The 22,476-nt window shown below is 43.5% G+C and carries 25 protein-coding genes; 17 read left to right on the top strand and 8 right to left on the bottom strand.

Annotated elements, in window-relative coordinates:
• The first annotated feature begins 102 nt into the window (after positions 1-102).
• Positions 103-1,347: a ubiquinone biosynthesis hydroxylase gene (locus BANH1_RS06505; protein ID WP_015398565.1), complete on the top strand. Its 1,245-nt coding sequence runs from the start codon at positions 103-105 to the stop codon at positions 1,345-1,347.
• A 509-nt stretch (positions 1,348-1,856) separates the two neighbouring features.
• Here BANH1_RS06505 and BANH1_RS06510 read toward each other — a convergent pair.
• A complete protein-coding gene (locus BANH1_RS06510; RefSeq protein ID WP_015398566.1) occupies positions 1,857-2,144 on the bottom strand; it encodes an H-NS histone family protein in 288 nt (95 codons plus the stop codon).
• A gap of 559 nt (positions 2,145-2,703) precedes the next feature.
• Between BANH1_RS06510 and BANH1_RS06515 the strand changes: the two genes are divergently transcribed.
• From BANH1_RS06515 to virB11, 16 genes are all read left to right on the top strand, one after another.
• A complete protein-coding gene (locus tag BANH1_RS06515; RefSeq protein WP_015398568.1) occupies positions 2,704-3,369 on the top strand; it encodes a lytic transglycosylase domain-containing protein in 666 nt (221 codons plus the stop codon).
• A gap of 138 nt (positions 3,370-3,507) precedes the next feature.
• Positions 3,508-3,801, top strand: coding sequence for a KorA family transcriptional regulator (gene korA / locus BANH1_RS06520; protein WP_015398569.1), 294 nt, complete (start codon positions 3,508-3,510; stop codon positions 3,799-3,801).
• On the top strand, positions 3,770-4,078 hold the full coding sequence (trwL, locus tag BANH1_RS06525) for a VirB2 family type IV secretion system major pilin TrwL (RefSeq protein ID WP_015398570.1): 309 nt from the start codon (positions 3,770-3,772) through the stop codon (positions 4,076-4,078). Before korA ends, trwL (BANH1_RS06525) begins: the two co-directional genes overlap by 32 nt.
• A gap of 143 nt (positions 4,079-4,221) precedes the next feature.
• Positions 4,222-4,530: a VirB2 family type IV secretion system major pilin TrwL gene (gene trwL, locus BANH1_RS06530; protein WP_015398571.1), complete on the top strand. Its 309-nt coding sequence runs from the start codon at positions 4,222-4,224 to the stop codon at positions 4,528-4,530.
• A 154-nt stretch (positions 4,531-4,684) separates the two neighbouring features.
• The gene (locus BANH1_RS06535) at positions 4,685-4,999 is read left to right on the top strand and encodes a TrbC/VirB2 family protein (protein WP_015398572.1); all 315 of its coding nucleotides are present in this window, start codon (positions 4,685-4,687) and stop codon (positions 4,997-4,999) included.
• Positions 5,000-5,011: 12 nt separating this feature from the next.
• Complete coding sequence (locus BANH1_RS06540) at positions 5,012-5,320, top strand: VirB3 family type IV secretion system protein (protein ID WP_015398573.1); 309 nt, start codon at positions 5,012-5,014, stop codon at positions 5,318-5,320.
• Between the two features lie 2 nt (positions 5,321-5,322).
• On the top strand, positions 5,323-7,794 hold the full coding sequence (locus tag BANH1_RS06545; RefSeq protein ID WP_015398574.1) for a VirB4 family type IV secretion/conjugal transfer ATPase: 2,472 nt from the start codon (positions 5,323-5,325) through the stop codon (positions 7,792-7,794).
• On the top strand, positions 7,791-8,525 hold the full coding sequence (locus BANH1_RS06550; RefSeq protein WP_015398575.1) for a TrbJ/VirB5 family protein: 735 nt from the start codon (positions 7,791-7,793) through the stop codon (positions 8,523-8,525). The genes BANH1_RS06545 and BANH1_RS06550 overlap by 4 nt, the downstream gene beginning before the upstream one ends.
• Before the next feature lie 224 nt (positions 8,526-8,749).
• Positions 8,750-9,589 (top strand): TrbL/VirB6 family protein, encoded by an 840-nt coding sequence (locus BANH1_RS06555; protein WP_015398576.1) that lies wholly within the window; start codon positions 8,750-8,752, stop codon positions 9,587-9,589.
• Between the two features lie 584 nt (positions 9,590-10,173).
• The gene (locus BANH1_RS06560) at positions 10,174-10,965 is read left to right on the top strand and encodes a TrbJ/VirB5 family protein (protein ID WP_015398577.1); all 792 of its coding nucleotides are present in this window, start codon (positions 10,174-10,176) and stop codon (positions 10,963-10,965) included.
• A 241-nt stretch (positions 10,966-11,206) separates the two neighbouring features.
• On the top strand, positions 11,207-12,097 hold the full coding sequence (locus BANH1_RS06570) for a TrbL/VirB6 family protein (protein WP_015398578.1): 891 nt from the start codon (positions 11,207-11,209) through the stop codon (positions 12,095-12,097).
• A 232-nt stretch (positions 12,098-12,329) separates the two neighbouring features.
• The gene (locus tag BANH1_RS06575; protein WP_015398579.1) at positions 12,330-12,473 is read left to right on the top strand and encodes a hypothetical protein; all 144 of its coding nucleotides are present in this window, start codon (positions 12,330-12,332) and stop codon (positions 12,471-12,473) included.
• Positions 12,470-13,168, top strand: a complete 699-nt coding sequence (locus tag BANH1_RS06580) for a VirB8 family type IV secretion system protein (protein WP_015398580.1) — start codon at positions 12,470-12,472, stop codon at positions 13,166-13,168. Before BANH1_RS06575 ends, BANH1_RS06580 begins: the two co-directional genes overlap by 4 nt.
• Positions 13,169-13,181: 13 nt before the next feature.
• Positions 13,182-13,979: a P-type conjugative transfer protein VirB9 gene (gene virB9 / locus BANH1_RS06585; protein WP_015398581.1), complete on the top strand. Its 798-nt coding sequence runs from the start codon at positions 13,182-13,184 to the stop codon at positions 13,977-13,979.
• Positions 13,979-15,130: a type IV secretion system protein VirB10 gene (gene virB10 / locus BANH1_RS06590; protein ID WP_015398582.1), complete on the top strand. Its 1,152-nt coding sequence runs from the start codon at positions 13,979-13,981 to the stop codon at positions 15,128-15,130. Before virB9 ends, virB10 begins: the two co-directional genes overlap by 1 nt.
• Complete coding sequence (gene virB11 / locus BANH1_RS06595) at positions 15,105-16,169, top strand: P-type DNA transfer ATPase VirB11 (RefSeq protein WP_015398583.1); 1,065 nt, start codon at positions 15,105-15,107, stop codon at positions 16,167-16,169. The genes virB10 and virB11 overlap by 26 nt, the downstream gene beginning before the upstream one ends.
• A 321-nt stretch (positions 16,170-16,490) precedes the next feature.
• On the opposite strand, the gene BANH1_RS06600 is transcribed toward virB11, so the two are convergent.
• From BANH1_RS06600 to rimM, 7 genes are all read right to left on the bottom strand, one after another.
• Positions 16,491-17,270: a succinate dehydrogenase iron-sulfur subunit gene (locus BANH1_RS06600; RefSeq protein ID WP_015398584.1), complete on the bottom strand. Its 780-nt coding sequence runs from the start codon at positions 17,268-17,270 to the stop codon at positions 16,491-16,493.
• A 15-nt stretch (positions 17,271-17,285) separates the two neighbouring features.
• On the bottom strand, positions 17,286-19,130 hold the full coding sequence (gene sdhA / locus BANH1_RS06605; RefSeq protein ID WP_015398585.1) for a succinate dehydrogenase flavoprotein subunit: 1,845 nt from the start codon (positions 19,128-19,130) through the stop codon (positions 17,286-17,288).
• Positions 19,131-19,134: 4 nt separating this feature from the next.
• Positions 19,135-19,521, bottom strand: a complete 387-nt coding sequence (gene sdhD, locus BANH1_RS06610) for a succinate dehydrogenase, hydrophobic membrane anchor protein (RefSeq protein ID WP_015398586.1) — start codon at positions 19,519-19,521, stop codon at positions 19,135-19,137.
• 18 nt (positions 19,522-19,539) lie between these two features.
• Entirely contained in the window at positions 19,540-19,941 is a 402-nt protein-coding gene (gene sdhC, locus BANH1_RS06615; RefSeq protein WP_041583329.1) for a succinate dehydrogenase, cytochrome b556 subunit, read from the bottom strand.
• A 566-nt stretch (positions 19,942-20,507) separates the two neighbouring features.
• Complete coding sequence (gene rplS / locus BANH1_RS06620) at positions 20,508-20,936, bottom strand: 50S ribosomal protein L19 (protein ID WP_015398588.1); 429 nt, start codon at positions 20,934-20,936, stop codon at positions 20,508-20,510.
• 215 nt (positions 20,937-21,151) lie between these two features.
• Positions 21,152-21,850 (bottom strand): tRNA (guanosine(37)-N1)-methyltransferase TrmD, encoded by a 699-nt coding sequence (gene trmD / locus BANH1_RS06625; RefSeq protein WP_015398589.1) that lies wholly within the window; start codon positions 21,848-21,850, stop codon positions 21,152-21,154.
• 54 nt (positions 21,851-21,904) lie between these two features.
• On the bottom strand, positions 21,905-22,441 hold the full coding sequence (gene rimM / locus BANH1_RS06630; RefSeq protein ID WP_015398590.1) for a ribosome maturation factor RimM: 537 nt from the start codon (positions 22,439-22,441) through the stop codon (positions 21,905-21,907).
• Positions 22,442-22,476 lie beyond the last annotated feature (35 nt).

Genomic DNA, 22,476 nt, shown 5'->3' on the forward strand with positions numbered 1-22,476 from the left:
TAATCACAACAATTTTTCTTTTAAACTACGTAAAAAGTGATATTGGAAAGAGATGCTAAGTTCGCTTAACAGCAGAAAACTACTTAAAAGTGGAAAAACGTAGTGTCTTCTGATGCCTGCCAAGATATAAAACAATGTGATATCCTTGTCGCGGGGGGTGCTGCCGTCGGTCTAACGCTTGCTATAGCGCTTAAACAAGCTGCACCAGAACTGAAAATCAATGTTGTTGATGCCGCTTCTCCAGGAAGCGCGACCGCTAAAAATATACGAGCTCTCGCTATTACCGCCGCTTCTATTCGTATGTTCAAACAATTACAATGCTGGGAATATATTGAACCTCATGCTCAGCCTATTCATTCAATAATCATCACAGATGCGCACACGAATGACCCCGTCAAACCGACCTTTTTGACCTTTGAGGGAGATATCGCTCCAGATGAACCCTTTGCTGCCATGGTCGAAAATAAAGAGCTTACCGACGCCCTTAAAAAACGTACAAAAGATCTCAATGTTACTTTCATCGAAAATATACGTATCGTTGATTTCCACCAAAATGTCCAACATACAACCGTTTTCTTAAGTGACAAAGAAATTTGGCAAGCAAAATTATTGATCGCTGCCGATGGTGCACACTCCGAATTGCGGAAAAAAGCAAATCTTAAAAATTTTTCGCACCCCTATAAACAAACGGCCATTATATGCACCATCGGACATGAAAAACCGCACCATGGTCAAGCGATTCAACATTTTTTTCCCGCGGGACCTTTTGCTCTTTTACCTCTTAAAGGCAATCAATCAGCCATTGTATGGAACGAAAAACATCAATCTGCTCAACATTATCTCAAAGCTAATGAATCTATTTTTGAGATAGAAATCAAAAAACGGGTCGGCCATCAATTAGGAAAAATCTCTTGGAATGGTGAGCGTCAAGCCTTCCCCTTATCCCTTTCTTTAGCGCGTCATTGTATTAAACCTCGTTTTGCGCTCATTGGCGACGCCGCTCATACGATCCATCCTCTCGCAGGACAAGGGCTCAATTTGGGATTACGTGATAGCGCCGCTTTGGCCGAAATTATCATTGAAACAGCCCGATTGGGTCTTGATATCGGGTCGACTGCTGCTCTCGAACGTTATCAAAGCTGGAGACGCTCTGAAGTCGTGTGCATGGCCTTCACCAATCATTGGCTCAATCAGCTTTTTTCCAACGATATCTCATTTTTACGCATGTTGCGCGATATTGGCCTTGGTCTCGTCGATCAGGTACCAAAAATGAAAAAATATTTCATCCAGGAAGCTTCAGGCCTCACTCATAATACCCCACGCCTTTTACGCGGACTTCCGCTTTAAATTAACAAAACGCACATGTATCCTTTTCATTTTGACCCGTAAAAACCTCTATTTTATCGAAGAAAACCAGTGAACAAAGAAGCGCTCCTCTTTCCTTTTCTTTTTCTGGAAGATCTTACTGTGACCGTTTCATTGCGACTTAGATTTTTTCCGTCTTTGCTCAATATCTGATTTGAGCAGGCCCTTTTCTTATTTGTGAACAAAATTTATCGTGGACTGTGACACTATACACCGCACACAAAAAAACGCCCACACGCCAAAAAACTCCTCGGCCTTTCTTGACGGTCATCATTAGCCAACGAGGACCCCCACCTCACGCCCCAATACTCATAAAACCGCAACAAAACGAAGACACGCACAGCTAGGGCAAACAAGAGCTCTCTCATAATTTTGCCGTTTTATCACATTAAATTGCCCAAAAAGAGTCATATTTCTTTACTTAATACCACACCCACATATCATATCCGTCACTGATATCCATTCCTCTCCTTTCAGGTCTTATCGAAGAATTATGTTACTTCTAGTTCTTCGAGCGAGCAGCCGTTTTTTAACCATTCTTTAACCCATTTTGGCTTACGTCCACGCCCATTCCATAACTCCCACTGATTATCCGGATTTCTATAATGGCGCTCTTTTTTAACAAGATCTGCAATATCAATTCCGTGGGTATTGGCAATTTCAAGGATTTTCCGCCGTGCATCCTGCTTTTCCTTTGCCTGCCATTTTTTTAGTTCCACGTCGATTTGAGCGCGTATTTCCCGTAGTTCATCAGGTTTCATACCCCGAAAATCATTCATCTTTTACTCCCCTTGTTAACAAAGAATTGTGATTTGCCATATTTAAAACACAATTATAGATGATTTTCCCCTAGCGTAATCTTTATCGAAATTGAAAGTATGATTATAATCGCTTTCACGGAGGTTGTATTTTGAACTGCGAAAATTCCCTCATTTATGCCTCTGTTGTTTTTGTAGCATCCTTTTTTAATTCAATCGTTAAAATTAGCGGTTTTAGTTGTCGGGTTTTGCTTTACTTCTTCAATTCGCGCGCGCTAATTATAAAAGGTGGATGCAGATCGCTGATCCATAAACTATGTCACCCCTCAGTAAAGGGCAAGCCCTCCGCAGGGTACAATCTTAGTTTCGTCCTACTTGTGTATATTGGGCGTATGTGGGCGTTTGTCAAACAGACATTCGAGCGCTTTAGAGTTGGCGGTTGTGATTGGTGTGTTTTGAAAATAAATGACCTTATTGTACTTATCAACAGTGATATAATTTGGCCACAGACACGGAATCGGCGCTCCGTCGGTTTTTGTGTTTATGTTAATGAAGTTCCTTATCGTCAGGTGTATTGTTGATGGTCATTTCGAATTTCATGACGCTTGCTTCTACATGCGCACCCGCTATTCACCCTGATACGCTTTCAGCTATCATTGCAAGGGAATCGCGCGGTAATATTTACGCAATAGGAATTAATGGCCACCATAAATTGCCGCGTCAGCCATCTACGCTCAAAGAAGCAGTAGCAGTAGCCGAAGAACTCGAGCGGAATGGACACGACTTCGATGTAGGTCTTGGACAGATCAATGTCAAGAATCTTGGATGGCTCCGTATGTCCCTCTCTGATTTATTTGATCCTTGCAAAAACCTCAAAGCAATGCAAATTGTGTTAACGGACTGTTATCAGCGTGCTGCGCTCCGATATGGCGCAGGACAAACCGCGTTGCAAGCTGCATTAAGCTGTTACAACACGGGGAATTTTAGGCATGGTTTTACCAACGGCTATGTGCAGAAGGTCGCTTCGTACGTAAAAGTGAAGGTGCCCGCGCTTGCGCCACTCGATGCTGAATCAAATTATCAACCGCAAAAATCTGCTCAGCCTCGTTCTGCGCAAAAAAAACAAATTTTAGAGGAAAAGGCCTCCGCAAAATCTAATGAGGGGCTGGTAGATGCATTTGAGCATAAAACGACAGGTGTCCGCGACGCTTTTGCGAGAGCGAGTGGTTTTTTATCTGAGAGGTAAGAGGAGGTGGCTGTCGCTGTGTTTTGTAAATTAAAATTCCAATTTTGATAAAATAGAGTGGTAAACAATAGATATAGAGAATATTAGGCCCTAACTAATAAAATTGGACGAAATTCACTCCAAAAAGGGTTAAGGGCAATGAAGATGATAGAACAACACAGCATTGATATAGCATTTAGTCAAAAAGCAGTACGCGAAGTCACGGTCGTCATGCGTTCGGAAAGGGAGTGGTACTTTACATTTGTCGCAGATGATCCCGTAACTAAAAAGCCGAATAAATACGCGCTTCTGACACAGAGAGGAAAATTGAGAACGTGGGCTAATCCTAAGTGCCTTTTTAGTTTTCTCCAAGAAAGGGGCGTTGTTTGTGGTAACTTCAATCTTGACGAGGATGAACAACATGAAAGAACAGAGCATTCTGCGGAAGAATAGCAAAATCATAATGATTTTCACGGCTGTGGCTGCATTTTTGGTGACACAGTCTGTTTATGCCGCTCATCAAGGATTGACTAAAACAAAAACGGTTTTGACTACGATGCAGAGTGAGCTGAATGTCATTGTTCCTATCGCCGCTGCTGTTATTCTTGTATGTCTAGCTATCGGTTATGCAGGCCGCTTCATCGAAAAAAGCACGTTTGTGCGGTGGGCAATTGGCGTCATCATCGCCGGTTCCGCGGTCCAGATTGCTAATGCATTATTCAAGCCTTAATCGGACCTAGCTTTGTAATTGTGTGCTGTCGTTCAGAGACGGGGTTCGGGTCTTAACGGTTTGAGATATGTCGGCTAGTTTCTCTCACACTCTAAGCGAGAGTATTATTTATGGTGAATTCAATCTTAATGAGGATAAGTAACATGAAGCGAAATATTCTTCAAAAAAAGATCAGCAACGAAGTCATGGCTATTTTTACAGGGTTCGTCATGTTCCTTATGGGTCAGCCTGTATACGCGCAACAAAGGCTGACTAAAGCAAAAACTGTTTTAGAATCGGTCCAGACTGAGCTATCTACTATTGTTCCTATTGCTGCTGCTGTCATGCTTTTGTGTTTAGCGATTGGCTATGCAGGCCGCTTCATCGAAAAAGATACATTCGTCCGGTGGGCAATTGGCGTTATCATCGCCGGTTCAGCAACTCAGATCGCTACAACATTATTCAAGCCTTAATCAGGGGTTGACTGTATAATTGCATAACACAGAGTGTTCCATTTTTAAAGCAGGAACATGGTGTGCTACCAACGTGAAATGTATAAGTGATTTTGCTTGGATTGCAAAAGAGCGGCATTACTTTTTGTGACTTCAATCTTAACGGGATGATTACATGAGACAATTGAATATCCTCCGCACGAAAATTGTTGGTAGAATTGCTGCAGCTTCTGTGGCTGCCGTTTTGTTTTTAGCACCTCACTCTATACATGCCCAACAAAAATTAGTCGAAGCCAAAAATATAATGGCAAAATTAAAAGGAGAGCTAAGTACGATTATCCCTGTTATTGCCATTTCTCTTCTTCTCTTTTTAGTGATTGGTCGCGTATTTCGTTTCATTTCAAGAAGTGCGTTCATACGGTGGGCGGTCTGCATTATCACCGCTGGTTTAGCGTTTTACATCACCAATATGTTATTTGAAATAAGCTAATCGGAATGACTCATGAAACAGCAAAAACAGAAGGAGTTCCCTCTATTTAAAGGAGCAACTCGTGTTCCAACGATTTGGGGTGTCCCAATGATTCCGCTCATGGTCATGGCCATGGGGGTGGCTGTTGTCGCTATGACGATAAGTCTCTTATGGTGGTTCGTTGCACTACCACTGTGGTTCATTATGGCACAAATTACAAAAAGCGACGATAGAGCGTTCCGTATCTGGTGGCTGTGGATCGACACAAAATTCCGTAATCGTAATAAAAATTTTTGGGGCGCTTCAAGTTATAGTCCCTCCAATTACCGCAAAAGGAGATAGATATGAAGGCTCTTGAAAGCAGTAAACTGCTCGCATCAGAAATACCCGTAGGCCTGTTCATCCCTTACTCACACCACGTTACGGATACGATTATCTCTACCAAAAATGCGGAATATTTATCGGTTTGGAAGATCGACGGACGTTCGCATCAAAGCGCCTCAGAAGAAGAGGTTTTTCAATGGGTTGGAGAACTAAACAATACTTTGCGCGGTATTGCGTCAGCCAATTTATCGCTATGGACACATATAGTGCGCCGTCGCGTTTATGAATATCCTGATTCAACGTTTGACCGAATGTTTTGTTGCCAGCTCGATGAAAAATACCGGCATAGCTTCACTGGCTACAATCTAATGGTCAATGATCTGTATTTGACAATTATTTATCAGCCTATAACTGATAAGGTTATGTCATTTTTTGCCCAGCATGAGCGTGAGACGCTCGAGCAAAAAAAGATGCGGCAAGAATCATGCATAAAAGCCCTTGATGACATTAATCACACCCTCAACCAATCGCTTAAGCGTTACGGTGCAGAACTCCTCGGCGTTTATGAAAAGAATGGTTATTCATTCTCTTCTGCTCTCGAATTTCTTGGAATGCTCATCAATGGCGAATATTATTCTATGCCTATTTGTCACGACCATTTCTCTGACTATATGGCGGTTAATCGGCCTTTCTTTTCAAAGTGGGGAGCAGTTGGTGAACTGCGCACCTCCACTAAAATACGCCGGTTTGGGATGATGGAAATTAGAGAGTATGACGATACAACCAAGCCAGGGCAGCTCAATGTTCTCCTGGAAAGCGATTTTGAGTTCATATTGACGCAAAGCTTTTCAGTGTTATCGCGGCATGCTGCCAAAGATTACTTGCAAAGACATCAGCGTAATCTCATTGATGCTCGAGATGTAGCAACGAGCCAGATTGAGCAAATTGACGAAGCCCTCAACCAACTTGTCAGTGGACGTTTTGTTATGGGGGAGCATCATTGCACACTGACTATCTATGGCGATACGACACAAGAGGTTCGTGACTATATGGCAAAAGCGAGCTCAGCTATGCTGGATGTCGCGGTATTCCCGAAACCTGTGGATTTGGCTATAGAAGCCGGCTATTGGGCGCAACTTCCTGCAAATTGGAAATGGCGTCCGCGCCCCGCACCCATCACATCGCTCAATTTTCTATCATTTTCGTCCTTTCATAATTTTATGTCAGGTAAGCCGACTGGTAATCCGTGGGGACCAGCGCTTACCATCCTTAAAACGGTCAGTAAAACGCCACTTTATTTTAATTTCCACGCTTCCAAACTTGAGGAAGATGCCACCGACAAGCGCCTTCTCGGCAATACCGCACTTATTGGGCAGTCTGGTTCCGGTAAAACCGTGTTGCTTGGATTCTTATTGGCACAGGCGCAAAAATTCAACCCGACAACTGTCGTATTTGATAAAGATCGCGGCATGGAAATTGTCATTCGAGCTATGGGCGGACGGTATTTACCTCTTAAAATCGGCCAATCGAGCGGCTTCAATCCATTTCAGCTGCCACCAACACAAAATAATCTGATCTTTCTCAAACAATTTGTCAAAAAATTGGCGGAAGCCGGGGGCGAAATTACGCATAATGACGAGGAAGAAATTAACCGTGCTGTTGAAGCCATTATGAGCGATAGTATTGATAAATCAATGCGTCGCTTGTCGTTGCTGATACAATTTTTACCGAATCCGCGTCTTGATGATTTTAATGCACGTCCAACCGTCAGTGCTCGTTTAATTAAGTGGTGTGAAGGGGGTGATTATGGGTGGTTATTCGACAATCTTAATGACGCGCTTGATTTGTCAACACATCAAATTTACGGTTTTGATATCACTGAATTTTTAGATAACACAGAGGCACGCACTCCTGTAATGATGTATCTGCTTTACCGTACAGAAGGAATGATCACCGGACAGCGTTTTATGTATATTTTTGATGAATTTTGGAAGCCTCTGCAGGATCCATTTTTTGAAGAACTAGCAAAAAATAAACAAAAAACCATCCGTAAACAAAACGGTATTTTTGTCTTTGCTACGCAGGAACCGAGTGACGCACTGGAAAGCAATATCGCTAAGACCTTAATTCAACAATGTGCGACCTATATTTTTCTTGCCAATCCAAAAGCGAATTATGAAGACTATACGGAAGGCTTTAAATTAACAGATGCTGAGTTTGAGCTCGTCAAAGGTCTTGGTGAATTTAGTCGTCAGTTTCTTATTAAGCAAGGTGATCAATCCGCACTTGCAGAGCTTAATCTTGGAAAATTTCATGTCACAATTAATGGAGAAACTATCGAACAAGACTTTGACGATGAACTTCTTGTATTATCGGGCACACCCGATAATGCAGAATTGGTCGAAGCCATTATTGCTGAAGTTGGCGATGATCCAGCAATATGGCTGCCGATTTTTTTACACCATGTGAAAACGGAAAGGAGGTCGATATGAAAAAATTGGCTTTTGCCATGATGATGATTGCGATTTTTTTAAACGCCTCGAATTCAGCACTAGCCGCAACCGGATGGGAAATTTTTAAAAGAAAACTTGGTCTTTGGAGTCCTCCAAAGATTCCGCTGTCTCTGGCAGAAACGTTAATTCCACAGATACAGGAACAAACTAAACTCTTGGGGGAATTTGGTCAAAGTGGATCTGAAGATGAGTTAGATAAAATATATAAGTCCCTAACGGGCCCACGAACTTTTCATACTACACAATTGCCACAGAGCAGTAGTTCACTTTTCAAGGATCCAAGGAAATTCTACGAGAAGCGCTCTGATGTAACTCGAAAAGATCAACATAAGGTGCAATCTTTTGGTCCTTTTAATGATATGCTTAAAGAACGTCGCGCAATCGAAGATCGCAAGCAAATTGCAGCGGTCGTTAATAAAGCTGTGAGTTTACAGACTTTTGAAGAAGCTGATAAACGCCTTAAAAAAATTGATGAATTGATGGATCAAATTAAAACAACGCAGGATATAAAAGCTATTTCTGATTTGCAGATTCATATCGACAGTGAATTAGCTTTGATTCAAAATGAAATCACAAAATTGCAAACAATCGCACATTTGAGCAAAGCCGAACGATCGCTTATCAGGCAGAAAAGTCGCGAACGTCATATAAAGATTGTGAATAGTGCAAACACAGAAATGCCGAAGATACGGCAAGACGTCTTGCAATAACCGCACTTATGGCATTAGCCCTGCTTATTTTAAAGACGAGTGGCTGGCACACAGTGTTTGATATTATTGCAAAAATCCGAAAGAATGTGCAAGGAAAATTGACCAACGCGAAGGTAATTACGTTAAAGAGGATTTACAGAGAATTGTGCATATACAAATAGAACGGAACATAGATTAATTTTCAAAGGCGATGAAATATCAAAGAACCGCTCGAAAGGAATATTATGGCCTTCCAGCTATTCACACAACTTTCTTCCAAAATTGACCAGACAACGGCAGCGTACGTCACTGATATTTCGTCTAAAGCAATCGCTGCGATTACGCCAGTCGTATCAGTCGGTCTGAGCCTTGCTTTCATCCTCTACGGATTTCTTATCATACGCGGCGTGATCGATATGCCAATCGCCGATTTTTTAAATCGCTACATACGAATAGGTATTATCACCTCGATTGCTCTAACAGGAGGACTTTATCAAAAAGAAATTGCTGAGTTGATCACAACGATGCCCGATGAATTAGTATCCGAACTCATTAGTGACACATCAAACAGTGACACAATGACCAGGGTGATTGATAAAGCAGCGAAAAAAGGTTTTGACCGCGCAAATGAGGCTTTTGAAGAATCTGCATTTTTTGATTCTAACGGGCTGCTATACGGGATTTTTGGCGTTATCATTCTGCTTGCAACAAGCACTTTAGTGGCGATTGGCGGGGCGTTCATTATATTAGCCAAAATTATACTTGCGATTCTTGCCGGCCTCGGACCACTTTTTATCTTTGCCCTGCTTTGGCAACCAACTTATCGCTTTTTTGAGCAATGGATGTCTCAAATATTGAACTCTATAATTATTATCGTGCTGTTTTCCGCTTTGTTCAGCGTAGTAGTGAATATATTCGGGAACTACTTAGCGAATTTAAAATTTGATGGTACGCAAAACGTGAGTTACTCACTTGGTGGTGCCTTTATTCTATCCCTTTTCTCCATCGTGCTCTTACTGAAATTAGCGAGCATCGCAGGTAATTTAGTAAAAAATATTATGCTTAAACAGATATGGAAAAAGTAAGGCCAATATTTAGTAATACGAAGAAGGTTAGCGCATTTTACTCCACTCATCTGATAATAACCCATACAAATTTGTAACTAGATTACAAATTTGTATGGGTCACTAAGCATAACCGATAATTAAAGCATAGTTGGTAACGCGATAGGGTGACATCTACGCGATCAACCGGGCGCTTTTACAATTACAAAACAGGATGATATTAAAAAAATAAGCAATATTCTTCTATTTATTTACTATCAAAATTAATATATTGATAAAAAATTATAAACTACTCTTGACAGCTTCAAAAAAGGAGTATTGAAGTTAAAATAAATTATTTTGTAACTTTAATGACGGGATCTTTTACCAACTCTAAAGCCAAAGCGGTTCAGTAACTGGAGTTAGATATCTCTCAGGTAAGATAATATCAGGGACGATATGAAAAAAGAAAAGCGAGATCCATCAAAGCTATACAGCGTGGCAACTGCCATAGAGAAAGTTGTAATATGGAGTGCAAATTCGTTGGCAAAGTGATCAAATCGGCGACAACCTAACGATACCGTCGCTGACCTCCTACGGTGAATAAAAGCGGAAAGGGGTAAAAGGTGAAAAAACTGATTATTATGGTGACAATGATTGTACTTCTTGGAACACCAAATTTAGCGTGGGCTTATAGCGCGGGTATTATGGACTCAAAAACAACAAAGCATGTTGACGACATCAATCGTCGCCTAAAAAGCCAATGGGATAGAGAAGATAGAGAATATGCAGAAAGAAAGCGTAGTGTGGCAACAGCTGACGGTAGACTCAAAAGGCATATACAAGAGCAAACCGAACTCATAAAGAAACTCAAGAGTGGCCCAAAAACCGGAGCCAATGCAGATAAAATATACCGATCTATAACGGGGATACGAGATTTTAATATCCAAGACTCACCTCGCTATAAGCACTTTTCCAGCGGCCTTCAGTCGTTATATGCCCAAAACCTACAGGGTGATTTGAAGAAATTTTCCGCAGAGGTTCGGAATACACAGGCAAGGTTTCTAAGTTCCCTCGCGAATGTTCGCGCTGTGCACAATGCAATCGAAAACAGCAGACAATTAGTAGCTTTAAACGATAAAGCTCTGAGTTTGCAAAGCTTTGAGGAAGCAGAAGGACGCTTCAGACAGATCCAAGAATTATCAAGCAAAGTTTCAGAAGCACAGGACATGAAGGCTGTATCTGATTTACAGGCCATTCTTAAAGGCAAGCAAGCTATGATCCAAAATGAAATGACAAAGCTGCAAATGATTGCGCACATGAGCGAAGCTGAACAAGCACTTATTGATCAACGAAATCGCGAACTTAACAAGAAAATATTGAGCAGTGCGAATATAGGAATGCCGATTATACAATGAAATACCTTACAATGACCTCGCTTATCATACCGATTTTGTCCACTTTCAGAAATAGGAAGTCGGCACTGGATATTCGACGCTATTTTGAAAATTTTTCAAAATGGAGGAAAGATTTAATCAGTATGAGCGCAATTTTGCTCCCCGAAAAGCGTAACGCAACTTATGTAAGTGCCGATACAGTGCCACATAAACTGGCAATCCAAGATGATGAGATACCGAGAATTCATTAGAAAGGAATATTATGGCCTTCCAGCTATTCACACAACTTTCTTCCAAAATTGACCAGACAACGGCAGCGTACGTCACTGATATTTCGTCTAAAGCAATCGCTGCGATTACGCCAGTCGTATCAGTCGGTCTGAGCCTTGCTTTCATCCTCTACGGATTTCTTATCATACGCGGCGTGATCGATATGCCAATCGCCGATTTTTTAAATCGCTACATACGAATAGGTATTATCACCTCGATTGCTCTAACAGGAGGACTTTATCAAAAAGAAATTGCTGAGTTGATCACAACGATGCCCGATGAATTAGTATCCGAACTCATTAGTGACACATCAAACAGTGACACAATGACCAGGGTGATTGATAAAGCAGCGAAAAAAGGTTTTGACCGCGCAAATGAGGCTTTTGAAGAATCTGCATTTTTTGATTCTAACGGGCTGCTATACGGGATTTTTGGCGTTATCATTCTGCTTGCAACAAGCACTTTAGTGGCGATCGGCGGAGCGTTAGCGTTCATTATATTAGCCAAAATTGCCCTTGCGATTCTTGCCGGCCTCGGACCACTTTTTATCTTTGCCCTGCTTTGGCAACCAACTTACCGCTTTTTTGAGCAATGGGTAACCCAAATGCTTAATTATGTGATTCTCATTGTGCTATTCGCCACTGTATTCAGCGTGATCATGAACATATTCGGGAATTATATGAATGATTTAAAATTTGATGGTGTGCAGAACGTGAGTTACTCACTTGGTGGTGCTCTCATCTTATGCATTACCTCTGTCGTGCTCTTACTGAAATTAGCGGGCATTGCAGGTAATTTGGCAAAAGGTGTTACGCTTGGGCATATGTGGTTGAGACAAAATATGACATCTAGCTACCGCGGAAATCGCAATGCTCGTCGGTAAGGGAATGTTTGGCGTAAATTTGCAGCGTATCCGTCCGTATGTCAGATAACCAAAAACATAGCCAATAAGATCCTCTGCCATCAGTTAGATGCTTCCGGGACTAGAAAGTGAAATAATGACAAAAAACTGTTGTAAAAAAGCAATAACTGATTATTTATTTACTTATCAAAATTGAAATATTGACAAGTAAATGGTAGACTTGGCCTAATGGCCTCCAAAAAGGAGTATTGAAGTGAAATCAATCATTGCTGCAATTTTGATTATGGGCTTTTTAGCAGCCTGTACGTCGGCTCCGAAACCAAAACAGCCAGGGAGTTGGAATCGAGAGCCTGTCAATAAGACGGTGCCTGACGAAGTTCAGCGGGGTGCAATATGAGAAAAAAGGAGGCAAAACCGGTCAAAGCCGAACAGCTTAAAAGTTATTATGAAGAAAGTCGTGGTCTGGAGCGCGATCTTATTAGCGAGTTCGTAAAATCGCGCAGCGCCGCTTGGCGGACAGCGGGTGCTGCTTGTATCTTCGGATTGCTCGGTATAGCGTGCGCGATTATTGGGTTTTCCCAACCAGCTCCTACCCCCTTGGTGCTGCGCGTCGATAACGCTACCGGCGCAGTCGATGCTATTTCGGTAATGCGTGAACATGAAACGAGTTATGGTGAAGTTGTAGACAAATACTGGCTTAATCAGTATGTGCTCAACCGTGAGAGCTACGACTATGATACTATTCAGTTGAACTATGACACGACAGCGCTTTTGAGTGCACCAGCTGTTCAACAAGAGTTCTTCGGAATCTACGATGGTGAACATGCGCGCGACCGAATATTGTCTAATAAAGCGCGAATCACCGTCAAGGTGCGATCGATCCAGCCAAATGGAAATGGTCAAGCAACCGTGCGTTTCACAACGCAGCAACACAACAGCAACGGTACCGATGATGCACAAAAGCACCAAATTGCGACGATTGGTTACACCTATATCGGTGCACCAATGAAATCATCTGATCGATTGCTCAACCCCCTCGGTTTCCAGGTTACAAGCTACCGTGCAGACCCGGAAATCCTCTCACATCATTGAGGAATTGATTATGATGAAAAGACTTGCGTTTGTTGTCTTGCTGTCTTCGCTTCACGCAATGCCTGTGCGAGCACTTGAGACCCCATCCAATTCACGCTACGATCACCGGATACGCTATATAACCTACAACGTAGCTGATGTAGTCCAAATTGAAACTGTTCTTGGTGTAGCAACGCACATCATACTGGAGGAAGGTGAGCAGTATATAACTCACGCCTTCGGTGATGCTGATGCCTACGCCTTTGCCCAAAAAGGGCGGCATGTCTTTATTAAACCTAAGGCCGAACTCGCCAATACTAATCTGATTATTGTTACCGATAAACGTAGCTATAAATTCCGGTTGCAATTCCGCAATGACCGCGCTGGTGCTACCTATGAGTTAGCTTTCCGTTATCCCGATACAGAATCTCGACAGCTTCGTGAAAACAGCGAACGCACTATTCTCGAGCACGCCTTTAATCGGGGAACGAAAGTGCACAACCTTAACTACACCATGAGCGGTGACAAAGATATTGCACCAATGAATGCTTGGGATAACGGGCACATCACCTACTTCAAATTCTCCGCTAACGCGGACATACCGTCAATTTACGTAGTGGACGCTGAGGGGAATGAAAGTTTGATACCACATACCGTTTTAGGCGCTTCCAAAGAGATTATTGCGGTTAATAAGATCAATCCCAGATGGATAATACGGCTCGGCAGCCGTGCTTTAGCCATCTTCAACGAAGCCTATAACCCTTATGGTATGCCAAGCACAACCAAAACGGTATCCCCAGCGGTTTATCGTATCAATAAAGGAGACAAATGATGTTCGGCAGAGAGAAAGGAGATGAAATCAACACAGGTGAAAAGCCGGATCACACCGACACAAGATATATCGAAGGCGATTATGGCAGCTCTGAGTTAAATTCGGAACACCGCCCGACTATGCCTGGTTCGCGTGCATTATTGGTCGTTGTACTTGTTGCCATAATAGCGATACCCGTTGCTCTATCTTGGAAAGCATTGAGTATGCGCAATGCCATAGAAGCTAGCGAAGAAGATGAGCAATTAACCGTGCAACAAGTTATACCAAGTTATACCCCCCGAGTGATTAAGGAAGAGCCTCCAATCCCAGAAAAAGCGCCGCCGAGAGAGGAAGCTCCTCCGTCAGACTGGAGTCAACTTATTCAGACAGCTCTTCCATCGCAACTTGTTGATGACGTAGAAGAATTAGCGCGTAAACGTATGTTGAATTCTGGCCTTGTCAGTAGTTCTGGTGGAACAGATGCCGCGCATACCCCAAAAGCTGCGACACCCACTGACGATGATAAAGGTCCTACCAGTAAATTATCTGAGCAGTTACAACCAGTGCGATTAAGCGAATCGCGTGCAAGTCGACTCCGTAACCGTGACCTCATTATCACGCAGGGAACACAGTTAGATTGTGTCCTTGCAACGAAGATTACTACAGCGCAACCAGGAATGACTACGTGCCATTTAACACGTGACATTTATTCCACAAGCGGCCGAGTCGTTCTTCTCGATCGTGGTTCCAAGATTATTGGCTTTTACCAAAGCGGCGTACAGCAAGGACAAAATCGCGTTTTTGTGCAGTGGTCACGCGTTGAAACACCGTCCGGTGTTATCATCGATCTTGACTCGCCTGGAACTGGTCCACTTGGCGAAGCAGGCATTGGTGGCTGGGTTGATCGACATTTTTGGGAGCGATTTAGTAACGCGATCATGATTAGCCTAATCACCGACTTCGGCGGTTGGCTGAGGGACACGCATCTGAAGAAGGACAACAAGTCGCCCCCTGCCCTAGATACGCGGGACGCTCAGTCCGTCACTACAGAAATTCTCCAAAGTTCGATGAATATTGCTCCAACACTTTACAAAAATCAAGGCGAGCGAGTCAGCATCTTTGTCGCTCGTGATCTGGATTTTAGCGATGTCTACGCTCTCAAGGCAAACTAACCAAGTACTGCAGAAAGATCAAGCGATCGCGCAACTCTTGCGACCGCTTGATCGTTTTTTAGAAGCGGAAGATGTCATCGAGCTGTCTATCTGTCGCCCCGGTGAAATATGGACAAAAACTTTTGAAGGGTGGCAGGTCCATAAAATGCCCGAGCTGACAACCTCTTTTTTGCAGACCCTTATTACGGCCGTTATCGTTTATAATGGAGTAACTCCCAAAAGCGTTAATTATGTAATTTTGCCCGGAGGGCAGCGTGGTACAATTGTGCAGACGCCTGCCGTCGTCGATGGGACGTTATCGTTTGTTATTCGTAAGCATTCTCTCATCGCTAAAACATTGGACGAACTTAGCAACGAGGGCGCATTTGATAGCTTTATCGATGTAAGCTTTAGCAAACCTTCAGAAAAAGAAGCAAAAAATTTACTGTCAGCACAGGATTTTACGCGGTTAGAGCCATTTGAAGTAGAACTGTTGCAGTTCAAACGTAATGGTAAAATGCGCGAATTTCTGGAACAATGCATATTCTACAAGCGCAATATCATCATTGCGGGAAAGACAGGATCGGGTAAGACCACATTCGCTCGGTCTCTGATCGAAAAGATACCCGTGGAAGAACGTATTATCACAATTGAGGATGTTCACGAACTTTTTCTGCCCAATCACCCTAATCACGTGCATATGCTCTATGGTTATGGCGCAGGCCGCATCTCAGCCCATGAGTGCTTGAATGCATGCATGCGCCAATCACCTGACCGAATTTTTCTCGCTGAGCTACGCGGTGACGAAGCATGGGAATACCTTAATTCTTTGAATACCGGGCATCCCGGCTCGGTCACTACGGTCCACGCCAACAACGCACTACAGACATTCGAACGGTGCGCCACACTGATTAAGAGATCAGAAATTGGCCGCCAATTTGATATGCAAATGATAAAGCTCGTTCTTTATACGACTATCGACGTTGTTTTATTTTTCAAGGACCGGAAACTTACTGAAGTTTTTTATGATCCAATTTTCTCAAAATCGAAAATGGCCTAATTTTTTTTGACAAGGTCGAAAAACCCGATAAAAAGCCCGCGGCAACGCGCCGCGGGCTCTCTTGCATCAACCTGATGCTTTTTAACCTAAGCCGCCGTTTTTATTCAATTTTTTCGGCAAATTTTTGGCACTTCTGCAATATACAAATAAAAAATTGGCATAAAGTGATGAAAAATACGCACGACGGCCCCTTCCCCCCTGCACTTCGCTGCCTTAAGCAACTCACTTCCTTATTTCAAAAGTAAGTGCCCTTCAGCCACTGAAGGTAAAAAAGGAGCGCGCACAACCCCTGTGCCCCATCATGACCCTCAGGGCGTCCTTTTAAAGGCGGCGCTCAATCATAAGCTTCTTAATTTCAGCAATCGCCTTAGCTGGATTTAAACCCTTCGGACAAGTTTGCGTACAATTCATAATTGTATGGCACCGGTAAAGCCGGAAAGGATCTTCCAGATTATCGAGACGCTCACCGCACATCTCATCACGCGAATCGGCAATCCAACGGTAAGCCTGCAATAAAATAGCCGGCCCTAAATAACGATCGCCGTTCCACCAATAACTCGGGCACGACGTCTGACAACATGCGCAAAGAATACACTCGTACAAACCGTCTATTTTTTGACGATCAGAGTAGCTTTGCAACCACTCTTTTACAGGCTCAGGTGAAACAGTCTGCAGCCAAGGTTCAATAACGCGGTGCTGCGCATAAAAGTGGCTTAAATCAGGAACTAGATCTTTAACAACCGGCATAGAAGGGAGTGGATACACTTTAATTGGGTGTCGCACGTCGTCCATACCTTTTGTACATGCCAGCGTATTCGTCCCGTCAATGTTCATCGCACATGAACCACAGATACCTTCACGACACGACCGACGAAGCGTTAAAGTTGGGTCAATGTGATTCTTAATGAACAAAAGGCCGTCAAGAATCATCGGGCCGCAAGCTGAACGGTCCACGTAATAGGTATCAAGACGAGGATTCTCCTCATCATCTGGCGACCAACGATAAACGTGAAATTCCGTCACCCGCTCAGCACCCTCCGGTTTAGGCCAAACTTTCCCAGCTTTAACTCGAGAATTTTTAGGGAGCCTAATTTGTACCATAACTCATCCTTCCCCTTAGTAAACACGTTTCTTAGGAGCAATGCGTTTCAATTCAATACCGCCATCCACTTCAGAGGTTAATGGATCTACATGAACAGGCCGATATGACAATGTCACTTTCCCGTCTTTTGATAAACGCGAAAGCGTATGATGACGCCAATTTTTATCATCACGCTCTGGATAATCTTCACGTGCATGCGCCCCGCGGCTCTCCAAACGCGCCTCCGCGGAATAAACAGTCGTGATTGCATTAGCCATGAGATTTTCAAGTTCTAATGTTTCTACTAAATCAGAATTCCATATTAACGAACGGTCTGTCACTTTAATATCGGACAACTCATCCCAAATTTTGCTCATCCGCCGGCACCCTTGTTGCAAAGAATCAGCTGTACGGAACACTGCTGCATCTTCCTGCATAGCGCGCTGCATTTTCTCGCGCAGCATAGCCGTTGGCATATCCCCTTTAGCGAAGCGCAAACGGTCAAAACGCGCTATAATCTCATCGACAACTACTTCATTAAGTGGCGGAATCTCCGCATTACGGTCGATCACTTCACCGGCACGAATCGCCGCTGCGCGCCCGAACACTACAAGATCAATGAGTGAATTTGAGCCTAAACGATTAGCACCATGGACAGAAGCACATCCTGCCTCTCCCACCGCCATCAAACCCGGCTGAACGCGATCAGGGGAATCAGCCGTCGGATTTAAAACTTCCCCAAAGTAATTAGTGGGAATACCACCCATATTATAATGAACTGTTGGAAGAACAGGGATAGGTTCTTTCGTTACGTCAACACCTGCAAAAATCCGCGCTGACTCAGATATTCCTGGCAAACGCTCGTGCAATATAGCGGGGTCAATATGGTTGAGAACCAAATGAATATGATCCTTCTTGGGACCAACACCGCGCCCTTCGCGAATTTCAAGCGTTATACAACGTGAAACCAGATCACGCGAAGCCAAATCTTTAAAAGAAGGGGCATAACGTTCCATAAAGCGTTCACCCTCAGAATTGACTAAATAGCCTCCTTCACCCCGCGCTCCTTCCGTGATTAAGCAACCGGAGCCATAAATACCTGTAGGATGAAATTGAACAAATTCCATATCCTGAAGCGGTAATCCAGCGCGCGCTACCATTCCCCCACCATCGCCTGTACAAGTATGAGCCGATGTGGCAGAAAAATAAGCACGCCCGTAACCACCTGTTGCAAGAACGACCATTTTTGCAGAAAAGCGGTGGATTGTACCATCATCAAGATTCCACGCAACAACGCCCGTACACACACCATCGGTCATGATCAAATCAAGTGCGAAATATTCGATAAAAAATTGCGCATTATGCTTTAAGCTCTGCCCGTAAAGTGTGTGCAAAATCGCATGACCGGTGCGATCAGCCGCAGCACAAGTACGTTGAACTGGTGGCCCTTCTCCAAATTCTGTCGTATGCCCACCAAAAGGACGTTGATAAATTTTTCCCTCTTGTGTGCGTGAAAAAGGAACCCCATAATGCTCCAATTCATAAACAGCCGCCGGCGCGTTACGCACCAGATATTCCATTGCATCAGTATCGCCAAGCCAATCAGACCCTTTGACTGTGTCATACAAGTGCCACTGCCAATTATCAGGTCCCATATTTGCGAGCGATGCCGCAATGCCACCTTGTGCTGCAACCGTGTGTGATCTGGTTGGGAAAACCTTCGTGATACACGCTGTTCTCAATCCCTGCTCGGCCATACCAAGAGTTGCGCGCAAACCGGCACCACCTGCGCCAACAACAACAACATCAAATTTATGATCCACGTAGCTATAAGGCGCGTTACCCGCTCTCGCACCTAAAGATGACATCGTACTTACCATATTGTTAAGCCCCTAACGCAATTTTCAGAAGAGCAAAAATGATCACGCCACCTAAAATAGAACAAAATAAGACATTCAATATCAAAAATAAGATCCGCACATTTTCGCTTGGAACATAATCTTCAATAACAACCTGCATCCCGAGTTTCATATGATAAAGGTTTAAAAAAATCATCAACCCCATCAAAACGGCGATAACGGGATGCGCAAGCCGCGCGTGAACGGCGTCGTAATCTTTCCCAACAACTGAAAGAATGAGGATAATAAAAAATACTACAAGCGGTATATTAAGGAAACCTGTTAGACGCTGTAACCAAAAATGCCCTGTGCCTTCATGCGCACTCCCTAAACCGCGCACTTTCCCGAGTTCTGTCCGAAAATCTTTGTTCATACTTCTCTTTATCCCTGATTAGACAACGCTGCATCCAATAATCCAAATTACAATAGTGACAATAAGGGAAATAAAAATTGTCGTCCAAGCAGTTGCTGTCGCTTTTTCTTTAGCTAAAAGATGAGGCTTCATGTCCCAAACGATGTGGCGAACGCCGCCAACCATATGATGGACCCCAGCAAGTGTATAAAGGAATAAAATACAAAGCCCCGGATAAGAACCATAAATCCCATTAATCGTTCTAAACGCTTCAACTCCGCAGGCAATTGAAGATACCCAAATAGCGAGAAATATCATTCCAAAATAAAGCGCCACACCGGTAATGCGATGCGCAATCGACATCGCCATTGTAACTGACCAACGATAAATGCCCACATGAGGAGAACGAGGGCGACCTTTTTTCCTAGCTGTCTCCATTATACGTACCCTCTCCCGACTTCCACTAGTAACTTCACCACGAGCAAAAAACTCACACAAAGTGACTAAATGCACCATCGTTCTCACTTGCTTGCTTGGCATCTAAAGGACTGCTACCACGAATCGGCCCACAGAGACAAATTGAAGGTCGCACAAAAAAAGTCAGCCGCCCCACAGACATAAGCTATAAAATCCAATTTCTGTTTAGTACAATTTTATCCTCACGTCAAAGGCTTAACGCCATTTAAGTTTGGGCACACATTTTTATAAGCTTTTTATCGCAGTCGAGAGGCGCTTAAATCACCTGAGCTATCTAGATTCTTTAATAATTTTTGAATTTTAAATGACGTAATGAGCTTTCTTTTTTGCATATTCGTATTGAGCGCAAAAAAGTAAAGATAAATATCAGAAGAACGACAACAAAAAGGCCCTTACACAGCACCAACCAAACCGGCTTCTTCACACTTATTACATTTAACGAGACAATTTCTCCGCGAGCGTACACAATGGGGCCGCGTTACAAAAACACTTCACTCGTGAATCCCAGAAACGGACGTTTATGGGGCAATTTACCCCACAATATTCGCTGTTTCAGCTACTTTCTTCGCTGCCTCTGCGACCTTTTCACCTTTCTTACGGTGATCCATTTTTTCGGTGATACGCGCGGCCTTACCTCTTAAATTACGAAGGTAATAAAGCTTAGCACGACGAACTTTACCGCGGCGAACAAGTTCGACACCTTCAATCAAGGGAGAATAAACCGGAAACACACGTTCGACACCTTCACCATAAGAAATTTTGCGCACCGTGAATGTCTCATTCACTCCCCCTCCTGAACGCGCAATACAAATCCCCTCATAGGCCTGAATACGTGTCCGCGTTCCCTCTGTCACGCGCACCATAACACGCACCGTGTCACCCGCTTGAAAATCTGGAAGCCGGCGTTTTTCTTCAATTTTCGCGCATTGTTCAGCTTCAAGCTGTGCTATAATGTTCATTTTTTCATCCCTCGTGTTCTTCTCGAACAGCCAGAGCGCCCAACTCTTGCCCAAAAACCTTCCTCTGTATATAAATGAGGCGTCTTTTAGACTATGCTTTACACAGGAGCGAATACACCATCTTTTATTTTAGCTCTTATTTAGATTCACAGAAAGCTCTTCGCAAAAAAGCTCCCCAGAAGGTGGATTTGCAATACACTATCTTTCAAGATGAATCAAGTTTTCCGACGATTTTTGTCGTAAAGTGCGTAAAGATCGGGGCGACGTTGCCGTGTTAGCAACTCAGCTTGCTCCTGACGCCAATCTGCAACAGCTTTATGATGGCCTGATACCAATACCGGCGGAATGCTGTATCCTTCAAAAACAGGAGGCCGCGTATAATGCGGATGCTCAAGTAAACCGTCCTCAAAACTTTCACACGCTCCGGAAAGCTCATTCCCCATAACACCTGGTAAAAGCCGTACAATTGCATCCAAGAGAACCAATGCGGCTCCCTCTCCACCTGAAAGAATATAATCGCCAATAGAAATTTCTTCCAATTTTCGCGCTTGTATCACCCGTTCATCTACCCCTTCAAAACGACCACAAATTAACGTTACTCCTGAATTAAGCGCTAAAGAACGGGCATAAGCTTGGTTAAAAAGGCGCCCACGCGGGCTTAGTAACAATCTCGGAGAATCACTTGGACAACTGTCGATCGCAGCGGCTAAAACATCTGCGCGCATCACCATGCCTGCACCCCCACCCGCTGGTGTGCCATCGACACTATGATGTTTACCCGAAGCGAACCCTCTAATCTGCACCGTGTCGAGCGACCATACTCCCCGCCTTAAAGCTTGCCCTGCTAAAGAATGGCCCAAAAATCCCGGAAACATCTCCGGATATAATGTCAAAACACGTGCTCGGAACTTCATTTTTGCATCCTTTTACCCTCTTTCTCTCAATTTAAATCTTACTTCCACTTAATCTCATTCTTTATCACTGAGTAAACCAGCAGCAACCGGATCGATAACAAGAAAACCGGAAGTAATGCAAATTTTTGGCACAGCCGCTTTACTAAACGGAATAAGCACTGTTTTGCGGGTGTCTAAACGCACTTCAAGCAAATCACCAGCCCCAAAATTAAAAAAACCGCTCACCTCACCAAGAAGTCTGTCCGCATGGTCATAAACACGAAGCCCTATTAAATCTATTTGATAAAATTCATCTTCAACCAAATCATCAATCAATTGATCGCGCTCAATATAGAGGTTAATTCCCTTCAAAGCCTCCGCGGCACTGCGCTCTCCCACTCCTTTGAAACGCACAATCGCGTTATTTCTTCGCACCCGAAGCGCCACAATTTCATAAGAACGTCCTGCTTCGTCATAAAGAACACCGTAGGCCTTTAAACGCCGTGGTTCAGCACCTAAGACCTTAACCCGAACATCCCCTTTTATGCCGTAAGCTGCACCAATGACAGCAAGATAGACTTTCTTTTTAGGATTTTTTCTATTATACTGCATGCGGAAATGTCATCTCTTAGCAAATTGAAGGAAAA

It is taken from the genome of Bartonella australis AUST/NH1 (assembly GCF_000341355.1).
GTDB lineage: Bacteria > Pseudomonadota > Alphaproteobacteria > Rhizobiales > Rhizobiaceae > Bartonella > Bartonella australis.